Genomic DNA, 19,433 nt, shown 5'->3' with positions numbered 1-19,433 from the left:
TCCTGTTTGTCTAAGCCGTGAACGATAGCTCCTCGCCCGATTCGGAACCCTCATGGGACAAACTCCCAAACGATCCGAGAGGATTCTTCGGGCTTACCCGTTCCAATGACTTTGCTGAACTGAAGTCCGCTTACAAAAAACTTCTGCGCCGATTCAAACCAGAAAAGTTTCCGGACGAGTTCCAGAAAATCCGAGCTGCTTACGAATCACTCAGCGAACAACTCCGTTATGCATCCCCGTCCGATCCCATGGAATTGGATTCGCCGGCCCTGGACTCTACGCAGCAGTTCTACGCAAATGACGCTGCACCATCGGACTTGAACCCGGATCGCGGCGACGCAGTCTCCGTACGACCATCAGCGTTGGAAGAACTCTCCCATCGTTCGCCACCGCAGATCTACCAACAATTGCAGGACAATCCCAACAAGAGCGACGAAGACTACCTCGCCCTTGCGGTTCTTTCGGATATTGCCCCAACGTCGCCGGAGAACGACTTTTGGAATTGGCTGCTAAGAGGCATCGCCGATCATCCCCGCAGTGTTTCCTTGCTGCAGTGTGTGCGGAGTTATTGCAATCAACTTTCGGCTTGGCAAGATCGTGCCAACGCTTTGACGCAAGCGTCAAAAGTAATCCCGCCAGACCGATACTTTTCGATCACCGAATCGGTTTGGGATCGTCTACTGCGTGAAGCTCCCTTTGACGACTTCAAATCAACGCTCGAGCAGTCCGAACGAAACCTCGGCATTTTGGCCGATCGGGGTCGTTTAATCTTCTTCGTACATTTGTTGCCTGCAGCCATTTGGAAAGCAGACCCTTCTTGGTTTCAGGGGGTTCGCGAGCAAATTGAGGATAGCTTTTTCGACCTCCCTCACTGGGCACAAGATGAAGTCGAGTTTGTGGACCAGTTGTCCGCCTACCAAACAATTCGAGCGGAGTTCACGCAGACGTCGGCGATTGCCCAACAAATCGACTCGGCGATCGTGGCATTTTGTTGCGAGGCAACTGGCGATGCTGATGCTCAGGTGTTGCAGACTCAGTATGAAATATCCGGTCGTGGCCTGTACTTGATGCAAGACTTGCCAACGGATCTGGCCGGAGGCATGACTGTTTACTGGATTTGGGAACGCATTGTCGATGATGTGGACGATCGCATCGCGGTGCACGACTTTTCATTCGATACCGGTATCCCTGACGACGAGCTTAAGACGGCGTGCGAAAGAATGATGTATCGAGTGGGTCAGCGGTGGGAAAAATCTGCAACCTTTCAAATTCGCACTCTTTCGTTCATGGTGTTGTCGTGCCTAACGATGCTGGGACTTGTCACGTGCGTGTCCCTGCTCATCCGCGCCGTGATGCGTTTCCTGGATTCTGAAGTTGCCGCTGGGTTCGCTGACCTTGGCATGACTTTGGTCACGTTCATCGTGGCGATCGTCATCGTGATCGCGATTTTGGTCGCGGTCATGGTCAAAACGAAGTTGCCGTACTCGCTGATTCGTTTCGAAGTTTTCAAGTTGTTCCGCGTCGTCCCCGCAACGATGAGTCAAGCGATGGCGGCAATCGGCGAAACACAAGAAGCCAAAATTCATGGTGAAGTGATCGACAACACGGACGAAGTCGTCAACGGCATGGCGAATGACCCTGCCGCATGGTTCTTCGCCCGTGCGGTGCAAACACTCAATTCTTAGCAAGCCGCCCGCGTTGCCCGGCTTGGAATGTCAATCAAATAGAAACCTCATTGCTACTCGGTCGACCATCAAGACGGCAGCGAGTGAGAGTCCAAACAGCGGCAGGTAAATCGCCAGCGCGGATGTTACGATGGCTAGGATTGCAAATCGCTTCCTCGAAAACTCTCGCGGTTGTGAGTTTGCTTTACTCGCCGGTGGCGACAACCCTCGATTGGAATGCCCCAGTTGGTCGCGTCGTCGCCACCACAGGATGATGCCGGTGCTCGAAAGCATCACTAAGCCGACGGTCGCGGTTAGTGCGATCAGTTGGTTCGCAAGCCCGAAGCGTTGGCCTTCGTGCAAAGCGATACCCTGACCCACCACCCGATCCACCCAGTGTCGCATCGCAAACGTTTCATGGTCGACCATGACCTGCGAGGCAGCATCCCAACGCATCGTTTGCCGATGCGGTCGGTTGGGTGTATCCGACGCTATGGTCCAAACGGTACTGCCGTCGGTGGGAGGCTTTACCAATACCGGTGGCAACCAATCGAGTTGACTGGCATGAGCCGCCGCGTTGTTCACCAATGTCAGATCGTAGCTGTCTAGATCAGGCACCGGAGTTCGCCAGGATGGGCCTCCCGATGGCTTCGGCTTCGCACCGTTGGCATGTTGCTGATGCTCTGCATTTTCGCCGTGTCCAGCATGTTCGCCGTGTTCCCTGTGTTCGTCATGTTTCCCGTCCATTTCATGTTCTGCATGTCCGCCATCCCAATCCTGCTTCACAACCGCGGTTCCAGTCACGCTTCGCATCGTCTTGAAGTAGTCACCCCAGTACGTCGACCACGGGAGTCCAGTGGCGATTAGAAACAAAATCAATCCGGAAACCCAGAAACCGCCGACGCTGTGCATGTCTTTCCAGAACGTCTTTCCCGTTGCCGACCACCGGGGATAGAGCACTCCGGCCGGCCGAGCCTGCTTTGGCATCCAAAGCACCATTCCGGTGATCACCATCACGATCGTCCAGCTCGCTGCCAATTCAACGAGGTACGACCCGCGTTTTCCCAACAGGAGTTCGCCGTGGATTTTCCGGACCACGGCAATCAAACGTTCGCTCTCGATCGCACTTCCCAGTACTTCGTTAGTGCTGGGGTCCACGTACACTCGCACGCGTTCCCCACCACGTTGCACGATCACGCGGGTCGCCTGATCGGGTTCTGCTGCTACCTCAACGGCCGCAAACTTGCTTCCCGATTCATGGACAAGAGCGGCAGTGACTTGATCAAAGACCGGCTGAACAACTTGATGCTCGACGCGATGTTCTCGCGAGCGTTGATCGTAGCCACGTTCTTGCCAAGCTTCAATTTGCGGCTTGAAAAGGTAGATGGTTCCGGTCACGGACAACACGATCACGAACGGAATGCAAAACAGTCCGGCGAAGAAGTGCCATCGCCACACCGCGGCGTAGTTCGGCCATTGATTGCTTTTTTTGACTTTCACGTCGCTCATGGGTTGAACCCTTGCAGCACTTCACGGCCGTTGGCACTGTGCAGATCTCGATGGAGTTCCACGTCTGTGCTTTCGCTTAAGAAGTGAACCGATCCGTCGGCGAAGCAAAGCATCGCGCCGCCCGTGTGATAGCTTCGCGGTGCAAAGTATCCGGTCCAGTGAGTGACGATGTCCGGCGTATGCGAGTTCGGCGGCAGGTACCCGTTGGTCATCGAGTTGATTGCACCGTTGAACGCCCAACTCATTCCACGTCCACGTATCGCAGGACTCGATCCACCACGCCAACTGGTGAAGGTGTCCCAAAAGGTTTCCACCGGCGCGTCGTCGATCATTCCATGGGTGTCCACGTAAGAACTCCATTCGCCACCGGTTGCCAACATGCCCTGGCGATCGTTCAGCGCAGAACTCACACCTGACGATCCATTGAGCGTGTAAGAATACGGTTTCGGCGGCAACTCTCCCGCAGGCAACGTCCGATCTTCGCCCTGAGCCCGAACGGTTTCGCTCATCACGACCGTGTTGGACAACCCGTCAAAGACATGGTTGAACTTTACACCGTGGGGAACAAAGAACATTCCGTCGGTCTTCCAGCGAAAGTCGTAGTTCTGGTTGCGATTGCTTCCGTAACTGACCATGTAGTTGACACCACCGTAGGAATAGTCCACTCCGGAAACCGACACGACCGTGGTCGCGGGCGCTGGATCGCTGGGACACAGGTAGACCTCCAAAGTCCTCGAAAATGCTTCTTCGTTCTTAGGGTGCGGAACCTTGCCAGCCCAATTGCCACCGAAGGCAGGCACATTGAAGGCGAGTTCGTCATCAAGACCGGACTGCTCAATGAACGGAAGGATTCTCGCTTGCACCGCAAAGTCAGTGTCGATGTTGCCAATCGGCGGCAGCATCTTGAATGCGGATTCGTAGTTATGTAACGCCAAACCAATTTGACGAAAATTGTTGCTGCAACTCATTCGTCGTGCTGCTTCTCGAGCCGCTTGAACAGCCGGCAACAACAGCCCAACGAGGATGCCGATGATGGCGATGACGACAAGCAGTTCGATTAGCGTGAATGCGGGTCGAAGCCGCGGTGATGGGTGTAGGAATTTCATGGAAAGTAATAAGCGTAAGTGAACGGTCATAAGGTCGCTCCCGCGAGGGAGGATGAATAAACGCAAGTGTGAGGAGCGAGCCTTCATCCTTTTTTCCACGCGCAGGAGCGTTGATAGATAACGACGGGCGCAAGCAAAGCGCGCAGCTCCATCGTCTCGATTAAAAAAGGCAAAAATCACGGTTAGATAACCGTGTGAAAGAGGGTTCCGCTAAGGAACAGGCGGGTCCGGGCAATCGCGTATCGCGGTTGCCAAATCATCGAGAAGACGAATCCGCTCGATGATCGGTGGCGAGCTTGCAGTCGCTGCGGGGTGCATCGACACCACAACACAGCTCAGCATGGACCATAACGATTGAAGACCACGGCATTCAAAGGCTTTCCAGACCAACACGGAAGCCATCGCGTGCTCTGAAACGTCGCTCGCCGATTTGGTTGCACTGGCTGGCTGGGAAGCACTGGCTGGTTCGGATACTGTGGCGACATCAGGTTTCGCTTGGCAACAGCAGCACTTAGGCGTTGAAAGATCGCACGCTTCGGTCTGAGCGGTGACCTGATTTGCACGCGCAACCAGGAAAGCAGGTGGAGTGACTTGATGTTCGGCTGCCCATTGAAGTTTTTCGCGATCGCTGTGGCAACAACATCGGTCCCAGCAATATTCGGCTGTTGCACACCCGCAAGCGCAGTCTTCACAGGGAAAGCGTTCCCCCGATTGGGCGCCAGCGACATTTCTCGCAGGAGTCGGGGGAGCTGCCAGCGGAATTCCCAAGAGCGCAAACGACAACACGAACAACAACAACGCACCGATTAGGCGTTGGCTGCGACGTGAATAGATCAACGGATGCGAAAGGATTTCCAAGGAATGTTCAATCAATAACGAGCGCGATCAAACGGACGGACGGCACGGGTGCCAGAACATCACAACGCGGCTCACTCCTCACCTCCGGATTTTGAACTGCCTCGCCGGGATTGGCAATGGCACCGGGGGCACGTGCGGCAATTGGTCAAACCGCGAGCCAAGGACGAGCGGGTGGTCATGCGGTTCTGGTATCGAATAGGGTTGCGACAGCGAGAATTCAGCCAAGTTTCAGGTTCAAAAGGAGAGCCGCCAAACCAACTTGGCCGTTCTGGGACGATCCCGGGGTCAGCGACTGGTGCCGGCCCGCCAGATGATTCCGGCTCAGTGTTGATACTGCCACAGTGTTGATTCAGCCACGGTATTGATTCTGCCACGGTATTGGTTCTGCAACATGACCGCTGCCAAGCGACCACCGATTCGTTTTAGCGAACTCAAATTTGCAAAACCAAACGCCAGATTCCCCGGCAAGTATTTCGCGAAATTTGCGCTTGCCAGCAACCGCCTTGGGTTCCCCTCACAACCCCTACGAACCGGCGGCGGTGGTTCAATTCACCGCAGGCGATCCGTTGCACCGGGGGGAGCTAGCTGAACTTCTTAAAACTTTGGTTAGCATAGGAACACTGGGGCCGCTGACGGGTTTCAACCTTGGCATCGCCTCCAGCCCATGCTCCCGCCCTCCCCCGGCACATTCGCCGCCCCATCCTGAAAGAAAGGATTCGTGTGTCCCACGAGTCAACCAACGACCGCACTGTCGATACCCCGGCACGTTCGCCGATGCGGTTAGCCATTAACGTGATCGTTTCAATTTGCCTGTTCGCAGGTTGCTTCGTTGCGTATTCCAAACTTGGCAAACGCGAACGCCCCGAACGGATCAAACGTCCCAAGCTGGCCGGGACGGTTGTCACTACCGAACAACTAAAACCGCACAACGGTCCGGTTGTCCTCTCTGCCAACGGAGTGGTCGTCCCTTTGCGTGAAATTCGGCTGTCCACCGAAGTCGCGGGCCGAGTGATCGAATTGTCCGCCAACGTACGCAATGGACGAAAGGTCACCGAGGGCGAAATCCTGATGCGATTGGATCCAACAGAATTCGAACTCGAAATCGAACGACTGCGTGCTCAGCAGGCTCAAGAAGCCGCCGAACTCGACGCGATCGCGGTTAGCATCGAAAACACCTCGGCGCTACTGACTCTTTCTCGCGATCAACTAACACTCTCATCCGACGAACTCGCTCGAGTTGAATCATTGGTCAATCGTCGAGCCGCGTCCACCAGTGAAGTCGATGTCGCCAAACGCGCCCAATTGACCGCCAAAGCAGCATTGGTTGAACTCGAAAACAGACGTCGCGATTTGATTGCCAATCGCGAACTCGTCGAACAGAAACGAACGCTTACCGAAGTCGCAATTAAACGGGGCGAATTGGACTTAAGACGCACCGTCGTCACCGCCCCGGTCACCGGGCGAGTCATCGAGTCGCTTGTCGAAGAACAATCATTCGTCGCAGTCGGCACGCCATTTGTCACCATCGAAGACAATGCCACCGTCGAAGTGCGTTCGAATTTGACCGTCGACCAGATGTACCGCATCTGGAATTCAAGCGGTTTATCAACGGACGGATTGGCGGCGGACGATCGTGTACCCGCCGTACCGGCGACGATCCAGTACCGGCTCGGCCAACGTGTCTATCAATGGCAAGCGGTTTTGGAGCGTATCGACGGAGCAGGAATTGATGCCGCGACGCGAACGTACCCCTGCCTGTTTCGCGTCGATGATCCGCAAGAAGTTCGGCGGCTAGTCGGCGACGACGTGATCTCCGACGACGAGCAAGCTGGCGGACCAGGGCAACTGATGCGAGGCATGTTCGTTTCGGTACTCATTCAGACACAATCGCAAATCCCACTAGTTCAGTGCAGTGAACTGGCGATTCGACCCGGGAATCAAATCTGGCTCGATGTTGACGGTAAGCTGCGAATCGTGAATGTCGAAGTGGTTGCAAGTGAGGACGACTACGTCATCATCGATCCGCAATCGTTGCCCGTCCGTTCCACTGATGAATCCGTTTCGGTGATCGTGTCACCGGTCAGTGACCCGATCGAAGGCATGGCGTTGATTCCATCGAAGAAACCCGACGCAAGGAACGTGACGCCCGAATCCAATGTTGCTGATGAAGCGGCCACGTCTAAAAAGGCCGCAGGATGAGATCAATCGTCGCTTGGTCCGTCAAAAATTGGCAGGCCATGAATGTGATCATGCTCGGAACCCTGTTGCTTGGCGCATGGAGTTTGTCCCAGTTGCGCCGCGACTTTTGGCCGGATTTCGAGCTCTACATGCTGAACATTTCGGTCGTGTATCCCGGTGCCAGCCCCGATGAAATCGAGCAAGGCATTCTCGAGAAGATCGAGGAAGCAATTCGCACCGTCGATGGCATTGACGAAATGCATTCGTCGGCCCGCGAGGGCATGGCGGCGATCACGTTGGAACTCGACAGCGATTTCACTCAGGCCGACGCTCAACGCGTGCTAACGGAGGTAACGACCTCGATCAACCAGATCCCCAGCTTCCCGGAACTGGCCGAGAAACCCGACATCAGCTTGGATTCAAACTTCGTCACCGCCATACGCGTTGCGGTGATGGGCCCCAAGCTAGTCGAGGATGAAGTCCCGATCAGTGATGACGCTCGATCGGAAGCCGCGCTGCAACTGCGCCGTGTTGCCGAGCGCGTGCGAAGCGATCTACTGACGCTACAATCGGTTTCGGTGGTTGATCTCGTCGGTGCACCGGCCTACCAAATCGATATCGAGATACCTGAACTTGCGCTGCGAGAGTACAACTTATCGCTGCGCAAAGTTGCCGAAATCGTACGGGCTAATAACGTCGAAGTTCCCAGCGGGACATTGAAGGGCGAATCGCAAGAGATACTTTTGCGTGGCAGTGACAAAAGTGAACTCGGCGACGAGATTGCCGCGATCCCCCTGGTGACCGAACCCGGTGGTGCCGTGCTAACCGTCGGGGACCTAGGCCGCGTGCGAGACGAGTTTTCCGTCGACACGTCCGTCAATGAAGTCAACGGCCGACCCGCAGTCGTGGTTTCGGTCGAAATGACCAGCACAGACGACCTGGTTCAGATTTCCGACGAAGTGAGTGAATGGGTCGAACGCGAAAAGGGAAACCTTCCGGACGGGTTCACGATGATGACCATGCGAGACCGTTCCACCAGCGTTCGCAATCGCTTAAGTCTGCTCGCCACCAACGGATGGATGGGACTGATCCTCGTCTTCCTTGTCCTCGCACTATTCCTGGAAATCCGTTTGGCTTGGTGGGTGGCTCTGGGCATTCCCGTGTCGCTGTTGGGAGCATGCATTTTCATGCACTACAGCGGTCAAACGTTGAACATGACGTCGATGTTTGCGTTCTTGATTGCGTTAGGGATCGTCGTCGATGATGCGATTGTGGTCGGCGAAAACATTTACGCGCACCGCCAGATGGGCAAGTCGTATTCCGAAGCGGCCATTGATGGTGCGACCGAGGTGATGCCTTCGGTGATCACGGCAATCCTGACGACCGTGATCGCGTTTGCACCGATCATGTATTTGGAAGGAAACATCAAGCGATTGACCGTGGTGTTGCCCATTTGCGTTAGCGTCATGCTGCTTATTTCACTGGTGGAAAGCTTGACGATTTTGCCTTCTCACCTGGCACACCGACGCAGTCGTTTCTTGGACGTCTTGGGTTGGTTGCTGCTACCGCTGAAGCCGTTGGGCTGGGTGCTGGGCAAAGCAAACGCGGCAAACCAACGATTCTTGACGTGGTTTGTCGACCGCATCTATTCGACAGTGCTGGACCTATCGCTTCGCAACCCTCTCATCGTTCTGTCGGCCGCAGCGGGCTTCTTGATCCTTTCGGTTGGTGTCGTTCGTTCCGGGATGGTGCCGTTCCTGCTACTTCCCAAGATTGACTTTGGTTTCGTGACTTGCCAGATCACGTTTCCCGACGGGACGCCTGCCGCGATCACCGACGCGGCAACCAAACGGATTGAATCCGCAATGCTGGAAATCAACCAGCGGTCAATTGATGAAAACATGACCGACGACGAAGGCGGGTTTGTACAAGCCGTGCAGCGAACGGTGGGCTCAAGCGGGGACGCGGTTGGCAGCGAAGCATCCAGTCACGTCGGTGGTGTATTTGTCCAACTCAACGACATCGGAGACCGAACCGTATCGAGCGCCGAGATCGTTTCCATGTGGCGTAAGATGGCGGGTGATTTCCCGGGCGCGGATGCGATCGCTTATGGCGCTTCACCTCGCGGACCGGCCGACTTACCGATCTCGGTTCGATTGCTCGCTCCAAGCGACAAGCTGGATCGACTCGACCAAGCGATTGAAGTTTGCAAAGCGAAACTTGCCGAGTATCCCTACGTGTCCGACATTGCTACCGACACACGCCAGGGCAAATGGGAGTACCGCATGAAGGTGCGTGATGACGCCAAGGCGATGGGAGTATCGCTAGCCGACGTCGCGGGTACCGTTCGAGCTTCTTACTACGGTGAAGAGGTCATGCGACTGCAGCGGGGACGTCATGAAGTTCCCCTGCGAGTTCGCTACCCACGCGAAGATCGTAACACTCTGATTAGTTTTGAAGGAATTCGTATTCGTGGCGAAGACGGAACCGAACGCCCGCTGCGAGAGGTTGCTGATGTGGAAGTCGCGCGCGGCTACTCAGAAATTCGCCGTATGGATCAGATGCGAGCGATCAGCGTGGTCGCTGACATCGACGAATCACGTGGCAACGCCTTCGAGGTGGTGGCCGACCTGCGAGCAAACTGGGTTCCCCAGTTTCAGCAGCAGTTCCCCGACATTCGTCTGGAATGGTCAGGGCAACAAGAACAGACCACCGAGACCGTCGATAGCCTGACGATTGGATTGTACGTCGTCATCGGTGCGATGTTCTTACTGCTGACCATTCAGTTTGGATCTTGTTGGCACGCAATCCTGGTGTTGTCGGTGATCCCGTTTGGTTTCATCGGCGCGATCTTCGGGCACATTGTCATGGATATCGAACTGACATTGTTCAGCATCTTCGGTATCGTGGCGTTGGCAGGTGTGGTGGTCAACGATTCCATCGTGTTGGTTGACTTCATCAATCAACGCGTTGCCGATGGCTTGCCGGTTCACGAAGCGATCATGGACGGCGGCAGGCGGCGTTTTCGGGCAGTGCTGTTAACGTCAGTGACGACCGTGGCCGGCATGCTTCCCATTTTGCTAGAACGATCCAAGGAGGCTCAGGTGGTTTCTCCGATGGCCACCAGCTTGGCGTTCGGATTGACGTTCTCGACCATGGTGGTGCTAATCCTTGCACCGGTGCTTTACCTATTGATCGCCAAGATTCCAGCCTCCGAAGCTTGAGAGATCAAGAGATCTGGAAGATCCGCTGAGTGATCAACTCGTCAATCGGAGTGCGTGCTAAGGGTTAGCGGTCACATGCGGTGTAGCGTAGCTGGGTCGAATACCGTTGATGATGGCGAGACCAGCGCTGAACGTCGCTAACGCAATCGCAACCCATACGCCTCGGGCGATGGGTTTTCCAAATCGCTCACGCACCGCCGAGATACTACGTAGCTCGTAAGGTCGTTGCCAGGGACCAATCGCGAATGCGAAGGAGATGATGGCGAGAACAATGGCAATCGAGCCGACGAGTGCGTCGTCGTAATTCATGGCACTCGCTTCCTTCTTCTACTCGGCTTCGACGCAGCCGCTGCAACCCGGCGGCAATTCTTACTTGGTGGCAAATTTAATTTGGCGTCGATACTAACTTGATGGCGGTCTTGACTTCGTCGCAGTTGCTAATGACACACGGCTTCTTGGACGGGAACTTGGTCAAACTTACGATTGACCACCGGTGCGACGCAAACGTCGCTGAAGCACGCGTATTTGTGCTCGGGCAGATTCCATGTCAGGACAAATTTCGATGCAGTGCTGCAGTGCTGAAAGTGCCCCTTCGTTGTCGCCAAGAATCGTTCGACAACGTGCTAGGCCTTGCCATGCCAAGTAGTGATAACGGCAATGCCAAAGACAAGCACTGTAAGCAGCTTCGGCTTGATGAAAGTTCTCTAGCCCGTGCCAACAGATCGCCAGTTGATGATGAGCTTCCGCGTAACGAGGGGCTTGGTCAACAAGGATCAATGTTGGTGCAAGGGATCCGGCGTAGTCGCCACCATCGTTCAGGTGCATGACCTGCAAGAGTTGCTGGTGGTGCAGCGGCGCGGCGTCTCGCACTAGCAGTGCGCGAAAAGAATCATCGGCCGCGAAACGGACACCTCGGTCTTCATCCGCCAAGGCGCGTCCCAACGGCTCGATCGAGCAGTGGTCGCCAAGCATCCCCAATGACAACGCCGCGGCGCGGCGGAGTTCAACGTCGCCTCGTCGAAGCAGCGACGAAAGAGTTGCGGCGGAATAACTTTCGTCCACCTGGGCGGCAAACGTGGGCGAAGAACCAGTCGATAGAAATCGACGATAAGCCGCTGCGAGTCGTGTTGTATGTACCAGGGGAGCTGTCACAGTGTTATCCATCGTGTGCGGAATCGACGTCGCAGAGTCAGCAATTTGTGTTGCGAACAGGCTGGACGGCGGAAACCACCGGAAAGTAAAACTAGGTCGAGAACTGATGCCGGCGCGAGCATCCTATCGCTGTGCCGTCATGAGGCAAGTCAGTAGACAGGATCTTGCGTTCATTTTCCTGCCCGAACGGCTGTTTGCCACTGGGCCAAGGACGGTCTAACGTTGGCCACTCGACCACGGTCCATTGAAACGAAAGTCCACGATCCCAACCCCCAGATCGCTTACCGACGCTCGCTGTTGCCCGTCCTCAGTTCTCCACCCACGTCGTCCGAGTCTAGTCACCACTTCCGACTTCCTCAAGCGTTGCCTTACGGGGCGTTTTAGGGAGCATTTTATTCAATTAGCCAGCGTCTACGGCACCCTCGTTTGCTTATCCTCGCTAAACTTCGCAACATGAGCCCTATCCACCTCGCGTCGCTAGCAAGAGCCGCCGTTTGCAACCCGAGCGTTTACCTCGGACGCTCGCTCTTGGTGTTGGCTCTTGTGGTAGTCCCGGTGATCGCTCGACACGCCACGATTGCTGCGGCAGAAAGTTTTTCTGTTTCTGATCCTCTGATCACCAAACTGTCCTCTCCGACGACAGCCATCGTCGATGGGCGAGGCTTTCGCAGCGGTGTGCAATCGGTAGCCCAAGCCGCTGGCGTCAACGTCTGGATCGATCGCAACGTAGACCCCGACCGAATCATCGCCGCTGGCAAGCTTGGTCCCACCGTCTACGACGCGCTCGCCAAACTGGCCGAGCAAAACGGCTGTCGTGTTCTGGTAGCACCCAATATGGTCGTCCTAGGACGGGCAGCTTGGTTGGATCAAGTGGCCTCGATGATCGAGCAGTCCCCCAAGGGCACGTCATCTCGATCGACCAGTGACATCGTTTGGCCTGACTTGACCACGCCCAGCGAAGCCCTGGCCATTGTTCGTTCGGTATCGCGTGAAAAGTCGCGTCAGGAATCGCCCACGGAATCTTATCAGAAGTCACCCGAACAACTGCCGCACGACTTATGGCCGGAAGTGAGCTGGAAAGATGTGCGCTTTCCCATCGCGGAAACTCTTGTGCGAGCCCAATTTGTTGACGCAAACGAGGGTCCTGTTCGTTCGCTTTCGCATCGTTACGTGGGATTGTCGTTGGAAACCGCCAAGGAAGCGATTGCATCAGCCAGCGACTCGGAATCAGCTAGCGACTCGGGGTTAGCCAGCGGCTCTGGGTTGGCCAGCGACTCGGGGAATGGTCCAGGCAACGAAGCGGATGCAAGAACCCGAGTACGCAAGCGCGGGCGAGATATCGAAGTGCTGGGCAACGCAGAAGTCCATCGCGCCTTGATGGCTGCCTTGGTGATGCGAGCGAAGCGCGACCGACCGGCAAGTTCGACCGAAGCGACATTCACGCTCACCACACGTGCTCGCGCTTCGGACATTCTTGTGAAGCTGGCATCCGCTGGTGGAATCGTTTGCACGATTGAACTAAGCGCGATCGACGTGTGCGATCAACAGGTGACTCTTGAAGCGAAAGATGCCACCATCGAAGAACTAGTACGGATGATCACTGACCAAGTTGGTGCAAGCGTCACATTCAGTGAATTGGGATTCGTCGTTACGCAGTAGAGGCGATGAAATTCGCCTTCAAACGCGGTTACGAAATCGGAAAGCGACTTCGTTTCATCGCAGTCATTCGTGAAACACGCGAACTGGCTTTGCGCAAACGTCAGAATCGTTAAGGTCGAAACGGCCATCCCATCAGTACTACGCAATCGGTTCGTTTTGCCCTGTCTACTTCTTTTGCGTGGGCAACCCTTTGTCCGTAGTCGATGTATTTGATGCATCGACGCTCTCTTTGCCATTCCGCACAGGGTCCCGAGATCGCTTAGTTGGAATTGACGTCATCGCTGAATGAGGCACCCGTCAAACACTAAGACATCTCAGACAACAGGTACGGCCATGGAGGGTTCATTGTATTTCGCCGTTGCATGGAGCATCGGCGGTTGTTTAGCTGCGTCCATTCAACACTCAAGCGTGTTGTTTTACTTGGAGAATTTAAGATGAAAAGGCTGTGGTTATTGGCAGCTGTTGCAACGATTTCAGTTGCATCAGGTGCAAAGTCCGCTAGCGCTGCTTATTGTGGTGCTATCAGCTATCAAGGCTGTGGTGGTTGTGGTTCGAGCGTCGTAGAAGGCGGATCGATGATTGCTGATGGCGGAGCTGCTGGCTCGGTCGAAGGCGGCGCTGTTGCAGGCGGTTCATACACCGTTATGCGAACAGTTAAGAAGACCGTGATGGAGCAAGTTCAAGAAACTCGCTACCGCACGAAGAACGAAGTGTATTACGAAACGAAGGAAGTTCAGGCCACTCGTATGGTTCCTGAAACGACCCAACGTGAAGTTCAATACACCGTGATGGTTCCTTCGTACGAAACCAAAACTCGTACGATCAACTACACCGTCAACAAGCCTGTGTACGAACAACACAGCAAAGTGATCAACTACACGGTTAAGAAGCCTGTGTACACGACTCACAGCAAAGTGATCAACTACACCGTCAAGAAGCCTGTGTACACGACTCACAGCAAAGTGATCAACTACACCGTCAAGGTTCCCGTTCGCGAAACCAAGACTCGTACGATCAACTACACCGTAAACAAGCCAGTTTACGAGCAACACAGCAAGACCATCAACTACCAAGTTATGGTTCCTGTGAGAGAAGAAAAGTCTCGCACGATCAACTACACGGTTTACAACACCGTGCAAGAACAAAAAGTTCGTACCGAGAACTACAGCGTTGTTGTTCCTGTAACGACAACCAAGATGGTCACTGTTAAGGGTGGATCATGGCAAACCACGACTGAGACCGTTCCTGGGAAGATGATGCGTCGCACAGTCCGTGAGCCTGGTACTTGGACGTTCGATCCTGCAACTTGCAAGAACGTTTACTGCCCTGGCAAGTGCCGCGTTGAATGCGTTCAAGGTTGCCCACAAACCATCTGCAAGAAGGTTTGGGTTCCAACTTGCGAGCAAAAAGAAGTGACTTGCACGACTTACACACGTGAGTGCCGTACTCGTGAAGTACCTTACACCGTTTGCCGCAAGGTTCCTGAGTGCAAGACCAAGGTTGTAAACTACACCGTTTGCCGAATGGTTCCTGAGTGCCGTAGCAAGGTTGTTAACTACACCACTTGCAAGATGGTTCCAGAATGCCGCACCAAGACCGTCAACTACACCGTTTGCAGCACCGTTTGCGAACAACGTAGCAAGACTGTTAACTACACGACTTGCAGCTACGTCTGCGAGCCTCGTAGCAAGACCGTTAACTACACCACTTGCAGCATGGTTTGCGAACCACGTAGCAAGACCGTTAACTACACCACTTGCAAGATGGTTCCTGAATGCCGCACCAAGGTTTGCGAATACAAAGTTTGCAAGATGATCCCTGAGTGCCGCACCAAGACTGTTTGCGAAACCAAGTGCCGCAAAGAGTGCTACACCAAGACGATTCAAGTCGCCAAGTGCCGTAAGGTTTGCGAACCTTACACCGTCACCAAGTGCGTTCCTCGAGTTGTTTGCGAGCAAGTTCCAGTTCAAGTTTGTGCACCAGCACCAGCTTGCGGCTGTGGCGACTCGGTAGGCTCGGCTTCGGACATGGGCTGTGGATGTGGCGTTGCCGCTCCTGCTTGTGGCTGCGAAGCTGCTCCTTGCTGTGCACCAAAGACTCCAATTCGTAACCTGTTGAAGAGCATCTTCAGCTGCGGAAACGATTGCGGTTGCGGTTGCGATGTAGAACCAGCTTGCGGTTGCGACGTTGCTCCGGCTTGTGGATGCTAAGCATCTACATCTTAAAGTTCAGGTCTGATCACAAGTCAGACCATCGTCAAGTTCGCCGGACGTAAGCGACTTTCGATGCAGGGCGGGTTTCCGAAAGGGAACTCGCCCTGTTTTCGTTTGGTAGCGACGAAGTGTCGGCGATGGGGTGCTGGCGGTCAGTAACGTGTAGCAACGATGCAGGCTCTTCCGATGATGGGTTTGGAGATGTTTGCCGGTCAACTCGAGCAGTTCATCGAGTTCACAACGCGAGTTGCGGTGGGTTTGCTGTTGATCGGACTAGGGGTTTACCTTGGTAACGTTGCAGCGAAGTTCGTTCGCGATTCTGGCAATCAGGGCGCCGATCAACTGGCGACCGTTGCCCGTGTGGCGATCGTCATATTCGCAGGAGCGATGGGACTTGAACGAATGGGATTGTCGTCATCCATTGTCAATGTAGCCTTTGGGTCGTTGCTCGGTGGCCTCGGCAATCCCTTTCGGATGGGGCGGTCGCGATACAGCGAAACGCTTACTGGAGCGCTACGTCGGATAGTCACCCTTGAATTTCGCGACCCGATCCCACCGCGCCTCTTTCAATAAGCCGCCATTTTCTAGTCTCCCTTCCCGATGGCCGACGGTTGACAGACGGTGAGGGGAGTTTCGATGATGGTATTGGATCTCGCTTCGCTCGTTACGGCCTACGGAGGCCCTGGGGTGGGATCGGTCATGCTGGGAAATGGGGAAGGAAATGTCTTTCCGGCATTCCGTAGAGCAAGTGTGACGTAATAATCGCATTCACTTGATATAGAGAGTAGCGGTACCTAGATTTGTTTCTCCGCTTCGAACGCGAATTGTCAACTCATCGGTACTTGAATTCTCGATGAACGTCCTGCGCAACTGAAATACTATTCCATTCTCAGAAGGAATTGCTATGACTGGCGTGTCCGCCTCAAAAACGGAAACGGAAACGGATAACTCTTTAGCCGGGGGTGGAGAGGGCAAGAGCAAAATGCGAATTTCATTTTCATCCTTTAATCGCTCTCGATATAACGTTCGCGGGTGGACGATTACCTTCGTAGTGTCATCTCGGCCAAAGCACCACGCTGTAATTGCATACTCTTGATCCACAGTAGTTGGGAATCGCAAGTCAATCACCACAAGATGATCCTTGTTATCAACCCACGTGTTAGATTTTAAGGCCAGGAGGTGGGTGAATCCTGTCTCGATTAGATCTGCTTGTTCAGGTGGGATCTCCTCCAGTTGCCATCCCGAGACTTCCCCTCCGTTTGAACGCAAGCCAACGATCGCTCCTTCGCTGCCGTCAATTACCCTCAATGGAAGCTCAAACCGCTTGCGTTGTTCAGACCAAAGAAACTCTCGTGGTCCCATTACGGGAGCCTCAATGGGAGATCTGATGGTTAATGACTGCGGGCCGATTTTGTCATCATGGAATGCAAAGTTGAGCGTTCCTTCAATCGAAGACTTACCTCTCTGCTTTTTAATTGTGACCAAGACATCTAGTTCTTCTCCAGGATCGGCATCCCCGTTTACCACTGTCACATCGGCGCACCGACAAGATTTGCTTATGTCTTGAATGCTGAGGCTTCGTGTCAACCGGTTCTTCATTAAAACGCGGGTTGAAAAAGACTCGGCACTAAACTGCGTCGCGGGAGCGCTGATAGTGATCGGCATTAGGGTCTGGAAACCGTCCTCGAAGGAATGTTCAGCAATGACATTGCCTCGCAAGGGCGTTGATTCCGTATTTTCGCTATCGGACCCGAAAACTCTCGCAGGCAAACTCAATGCTATGATCCAAACCAAAAAAGTCGTTTTTTTCATTTCTTGATTTCCTTTTCACCCTTCTTTGCATCCAAAATCGGCTTCAATGGCGGGTAGAGAAGTCCAAGTGATTTCTCATCGAAAACACCCAATTGTTGTGCTGCCTTCTCGTCGAGCCAATCAAAATCGATGATCATCCTCGACACATTCTTATTGGCGTTTTGCATTTGGAAATCGCGTTCAAACAACTCTACGCTCCTGATCCTGGGACTCTCTCCGAAGGTCGTATCCCATTGAGTGATTGTTTCCGTCACCGTATATTCCAAGTCGAGGCCCGTCCCGTTGGATGCCTTGAATTTTTTGAAGTACCGCTTGTACGTGGGTAGTTTTGGATCGCCCGTCCAACGCGTCTCTTGGTAGATAGAGAGATCCAGCTCCGACCGCGTCCAAGTCTCACCATTCTTCATCTCAATGATCTCATCTGGATTCTTGAGTTGGTCCATCAATCGGTCGCGCGTTCTAGACAGACTCTTAAAACCGTTGTACGAAGAAACGGGAGCAAGTGCGAAGGACCCCATGCCGAGCGTGACCACGAGCTGATGTGGAGCAGTAACGTACCTTTGTCCATTCACTAGCTCGACGATAGCTTTGCCATCGCTCACAAAGCACGCCCCACTTCTCGCAGTGATCGGGTTCTTACCTTGCGGTAAACTGCCGTCCGTGCCGTAGGTAAACAAACCATCTCTTTTCAATTCTTCTTCGCTGTCACTCAAAAGCCGGGCAAAATGGATTAGCTTAGCTTCGTTGCTGACCGCTAGAAAACCATCCCAAATCAAAACCTTGTGAACACGTTCTCCTGGTTGATTCTGAACGCTGAACGTGTCGACAACATCAAGGTCGCAACAGAGCATGTCGTCCTTTGTGCTCCATTGCAGGAAGGGTTGAATCAGTTTGTCAATTCGCTCCCGCGATTCCTCAGACATTGAGGTCCTTGAAGCGATCATATCCTCAGTTAGAGGTGTTTTCGAAACAACTGACGTGATCCGTCTATGCCGGATCTCATTGATCTTGTCAGGAGTTAGTGGCTCATCCCCACCAGATTGGGCATTCGGCAAACTGGCCGCCAAAAACAATAGCGAAATTAGTTTCCACTTCATGATCAAAAGGTCACTCCACTTGGCTCAACAGTAGGAAGATCCACAAGAGATACATTTCCGCATAGATCGTATTAATCTCAAGGCAGAACAGAACAAGTAAACATCACACGGCTTCGGGTGGGAACCGAAGAATACAGTGTCCAGTGGTTCCAGCCTCCGGTTCAACTGTATTCATGAAAACTTGGTTTCCGTTCCACGTACCTTCGCACTCGAATGTTCCTTCGACGAGGTGGCATCCAAATCCGCATTCCCAGTAAGACCCGCAATCAAACAACTTGCTGTCACAGCCAAAGTAGAGAGTTGGATCGTCACCTGCCTGCACTTGTTGAGTGGAACATATCGTTTGCGAATTTAGATTTACGTCAGCGACGACCCCATCGTCTGCACAGGCCATGGTCGTTTCTCGGATCACATAAATCTGTCCATCTGGAGCAGTGTAAACGAACTCATAAAGAACAAACTCCGCACATGTGTTGTTGCAGCGATTCTCCGGGAAAAAATCATCGCAGTCCTTACCCGTCAACTCCATTACCGAACACCATGTCCCGATTGGCACCGTTCCAATGGACCCCAAGTCTGTGCCTGGTTCCTGTGCATGTGTTCCGGCAGTTCAGCCGATGGCCACGACGATTGTCATGAATAGCAACACTCCGACTAGGTCGAAAGCTGAAGATAACATACGGGGATTCATAAATTCACCTTTGCGAAAGAGTCTGGGGGAAACGGTTTTAGGCTAAGCTAGCGTGAGGTAACGGGGGCGTTTGGATTGCGTTGCTTGACCATGAGTACGCAAAGCTTCTTTCGCCGCTAGAGCTACCTGGCGATTGGCCACTCTGGTCGCTTGACTAAGATCGTTTCGAGGCGATTAGGTTTCCATTGTGCTGAATGATGGCCTGAGTGGAGTCCGCTGCACGTGGTTTGCTCAAGTAGCGTTCACAATGCACCAGTAAAGTAAAACGCA

13 protein-coding genes are annotated in these 19,433 nt (G+C 53.8%); 6 read left to right on the top strand and 7 right to left on the bottom strand.

Going from position 1 to position 19,433, the window contains the following annotated elements:
- Window positions 1-17: 17 nt before the first annotated feature.
- Entirely contained in the window at window positions 18-1,685 is a 1,668-nt protein-coding gene (locus tag Pla22_RS15330) for a J domain-containing protein (protein ID WP_146515714.1), read from the top strand.
- A gap of 30 nt (window positions 1,686-1,715) precedes the next feature.
- On the opposite strand, the gene Pla22_RS15325 is transcribed toward Pla22_RS15330, so the two are convergent.
- The 3 genes from Pla22_RS15325 to Pla22_RS15315 form a co-directional block, all read right to left on the bottom strand.
- Window positions 1,716-3,173, bottom strand: a complete 1,458-nt coding sequence (locus Pla22_RS15325) for a PepSY-associated TM helix domain-containing protein (RefSeq protein WP_146515713.1) — start codon at window positions 3,171-3,173, stop codon at window positions 1,716-1,718.
- A complete protein-coding gene (locus Pla22_RS15320; protein ID WP_146515712.1) occupies window positions 3,170-4,279 on the bottom strand; it encodes a DUF1559 domain-containing protein in 1,110 nt (369 codons plus the stop codon). The genes Pla22_RS15325 and Pla22_RS15320 overlap by 4 nt, the downstream gene beginning before the upstream one ends.
- 210 nt (window positions 4,280-4,489) lie before the next feature.
- A complete protein-coding gene (locus tag Pla22_RS15315) occupies window positions 4,490-5,137 on the bottom strand; it encodes a hypothetical protein (RefSeq protein ID WP_146515711.1) in 648 nt (215 codons plus the stop codon).
- A 720-nt stretch (window positions 5,138-5,857) separates the two neighbouring features.
- On the opposite strand from Pla22_RS15315, the gene Pla22_RS15310 reads away from it, so the two are divergent.
- Together Pla22_RS15310 and Pla22_RS15305 are read left to right on the top strand one after the other, a co-directional pair.
- Window positions 5,858-7,336: an efflux RND transporter periplasmic adaptor subunit gene (locus tag Pla22_RS15310; RefSeq protein WP_242632080.1), complete on the top strand. Its 1,479-nt coding sequence runs from the start codon at window positions 5,858-5,860 to the stop codon at window positions 7,334-7,336.
- Window positions 7,333-10,539 carry an efflux RND transporter permease subunit gene (locus tag Pla22_RS15305; RefSeq protein WP_146515710.1) on the top strand — a complete coding sequence of 1,069 codons (3,207 nt, stop codon included), beginning with the start codon at window positions 7,333-7,335 and terminating at the stop codon, window positions 10,537-10,539. The genes Pla22_RS15310 and Pla22_RS15305 overlap by 4 nt, the downstream gene beginning before the upstream one ends.
- 57 nt (window positions 10,540-10,596) lie before the next feature.
- On the opposite strand, the gene Pla22_RS15300 is transcribed toward Pla22_RS15305, so the two are convergent.
- Window positions 10,597-10,848: a hypothetical protein gene (locus tag Pla22_RS15300; protein WP_146515709.1), complete on the bottom strand. Its 252-nt coding sequence runs from the start codon at window positions 10,846-10,848 to the stop codon at window positions 10,597-10,599.
- A gap of 168 nt (window positions 10,849-11,016) precedes the next feature.
- Complete coding sequence (locus tag Pla22_RS15295; RefSeq protein WP_242632079.1) at window positions 11,017-11,691, bottom strand: HEAT repeat domain-containing protein; 675 nt, start codon at window positions 11,689-11,691, stop codon at window positions 11,017-11,019.
- 453 nt (window positions 11,692-12,144) lie between these two features.
- Here Pla22_RS15295 and Pla22_RS15290 point away from each other — a divergent pair, with 453 nt between their 5' ends.
- The 3 genes from Pla22_RS15290 to Pla22_RS15280 all read left to right on the top strand — a co-directional run bounded on the left by Pla22_RS15290 (window position 12,145) and on the right by Pla22_RS15280 (window position 16,136).
- Window positions 12,145-13,350: a hypothetical protein gene (locus Pla22_RS15290; RefSeq protein WP_146515707.1), complete on the top strand. Its 1,206-nt coding sequence runs from the start codon at window positions 12,145-12,147 to the stop codon at window positions 13,348-13,350.
- 434 nt (window positions 13,351-13,784) lie between these two features.
- Window positions 13,785-15,560: a hypothetical protein gene (locus Pla22_RS15285; protein WP_146515706.1), complete on the top strand. Its 1,776-nt coding sequence runs from the start codon at window positions 13,785-13,787 to the stop codon at window positions 15,558-15,560.
- Window positions 15,561-15,734: 174 nt separating this feature from the next.
- The gene (locus Pla22_RS15280; protein ID WP_146515705.1) at window positions 15,735-16,136 is read left to right on the top strand and encodes a hypothetical protein; all 402 of its coding nucleotides are present in this window, start codon (window positions 15,735-15,737) and stop codon (window positions 16,134-16,136) included.
- A 195-nt stretch (window positions 16,137-16,331) separates the two neighbouring features.
- On the opposite strand, the gene Pla22_RS15275 is transcribed toward Pla22_RS15280, so the two are convergent.
- A complete protein-coding gene (locus Pla22_RS15275; protein ID WP_146515704.1) occupies window positions 16,332-17,375 on the bottom strand; it encodes a hypothetical protein in 1,044 nt (347 codons plus the stop codon).
- Window positions 17,372-18,298, bottom strand: coding sequence for a hypothetical protein (locus Pla22_RS15270; RefSeq protein ID WP_146515703.1), 927 nt, complete (start codon window positions 18,296-18,298; stop codon window positions 17,372-17,374). The genes Pla22_RS15275 and Pla22_RS15270 overlap by 4 nt, the downstream gene beginning before the upstream one ends.
- Window positions 18,299-19,433: the final 1,135 nt, after the last annotated feature.

Source organism: Rubripirellula amarantea (assembly GCF_007859865.1).
Classification (GTDB): domain Bacteria; phylum Planctomycetota; class Planctomycetia; order Pirellulales; family Pirellulaceae; genus Rubripirellula; species Rubripirellula amarantea.
This window is presented reverse-complemented; position numbering and strand designations above follow the sequence as displayed.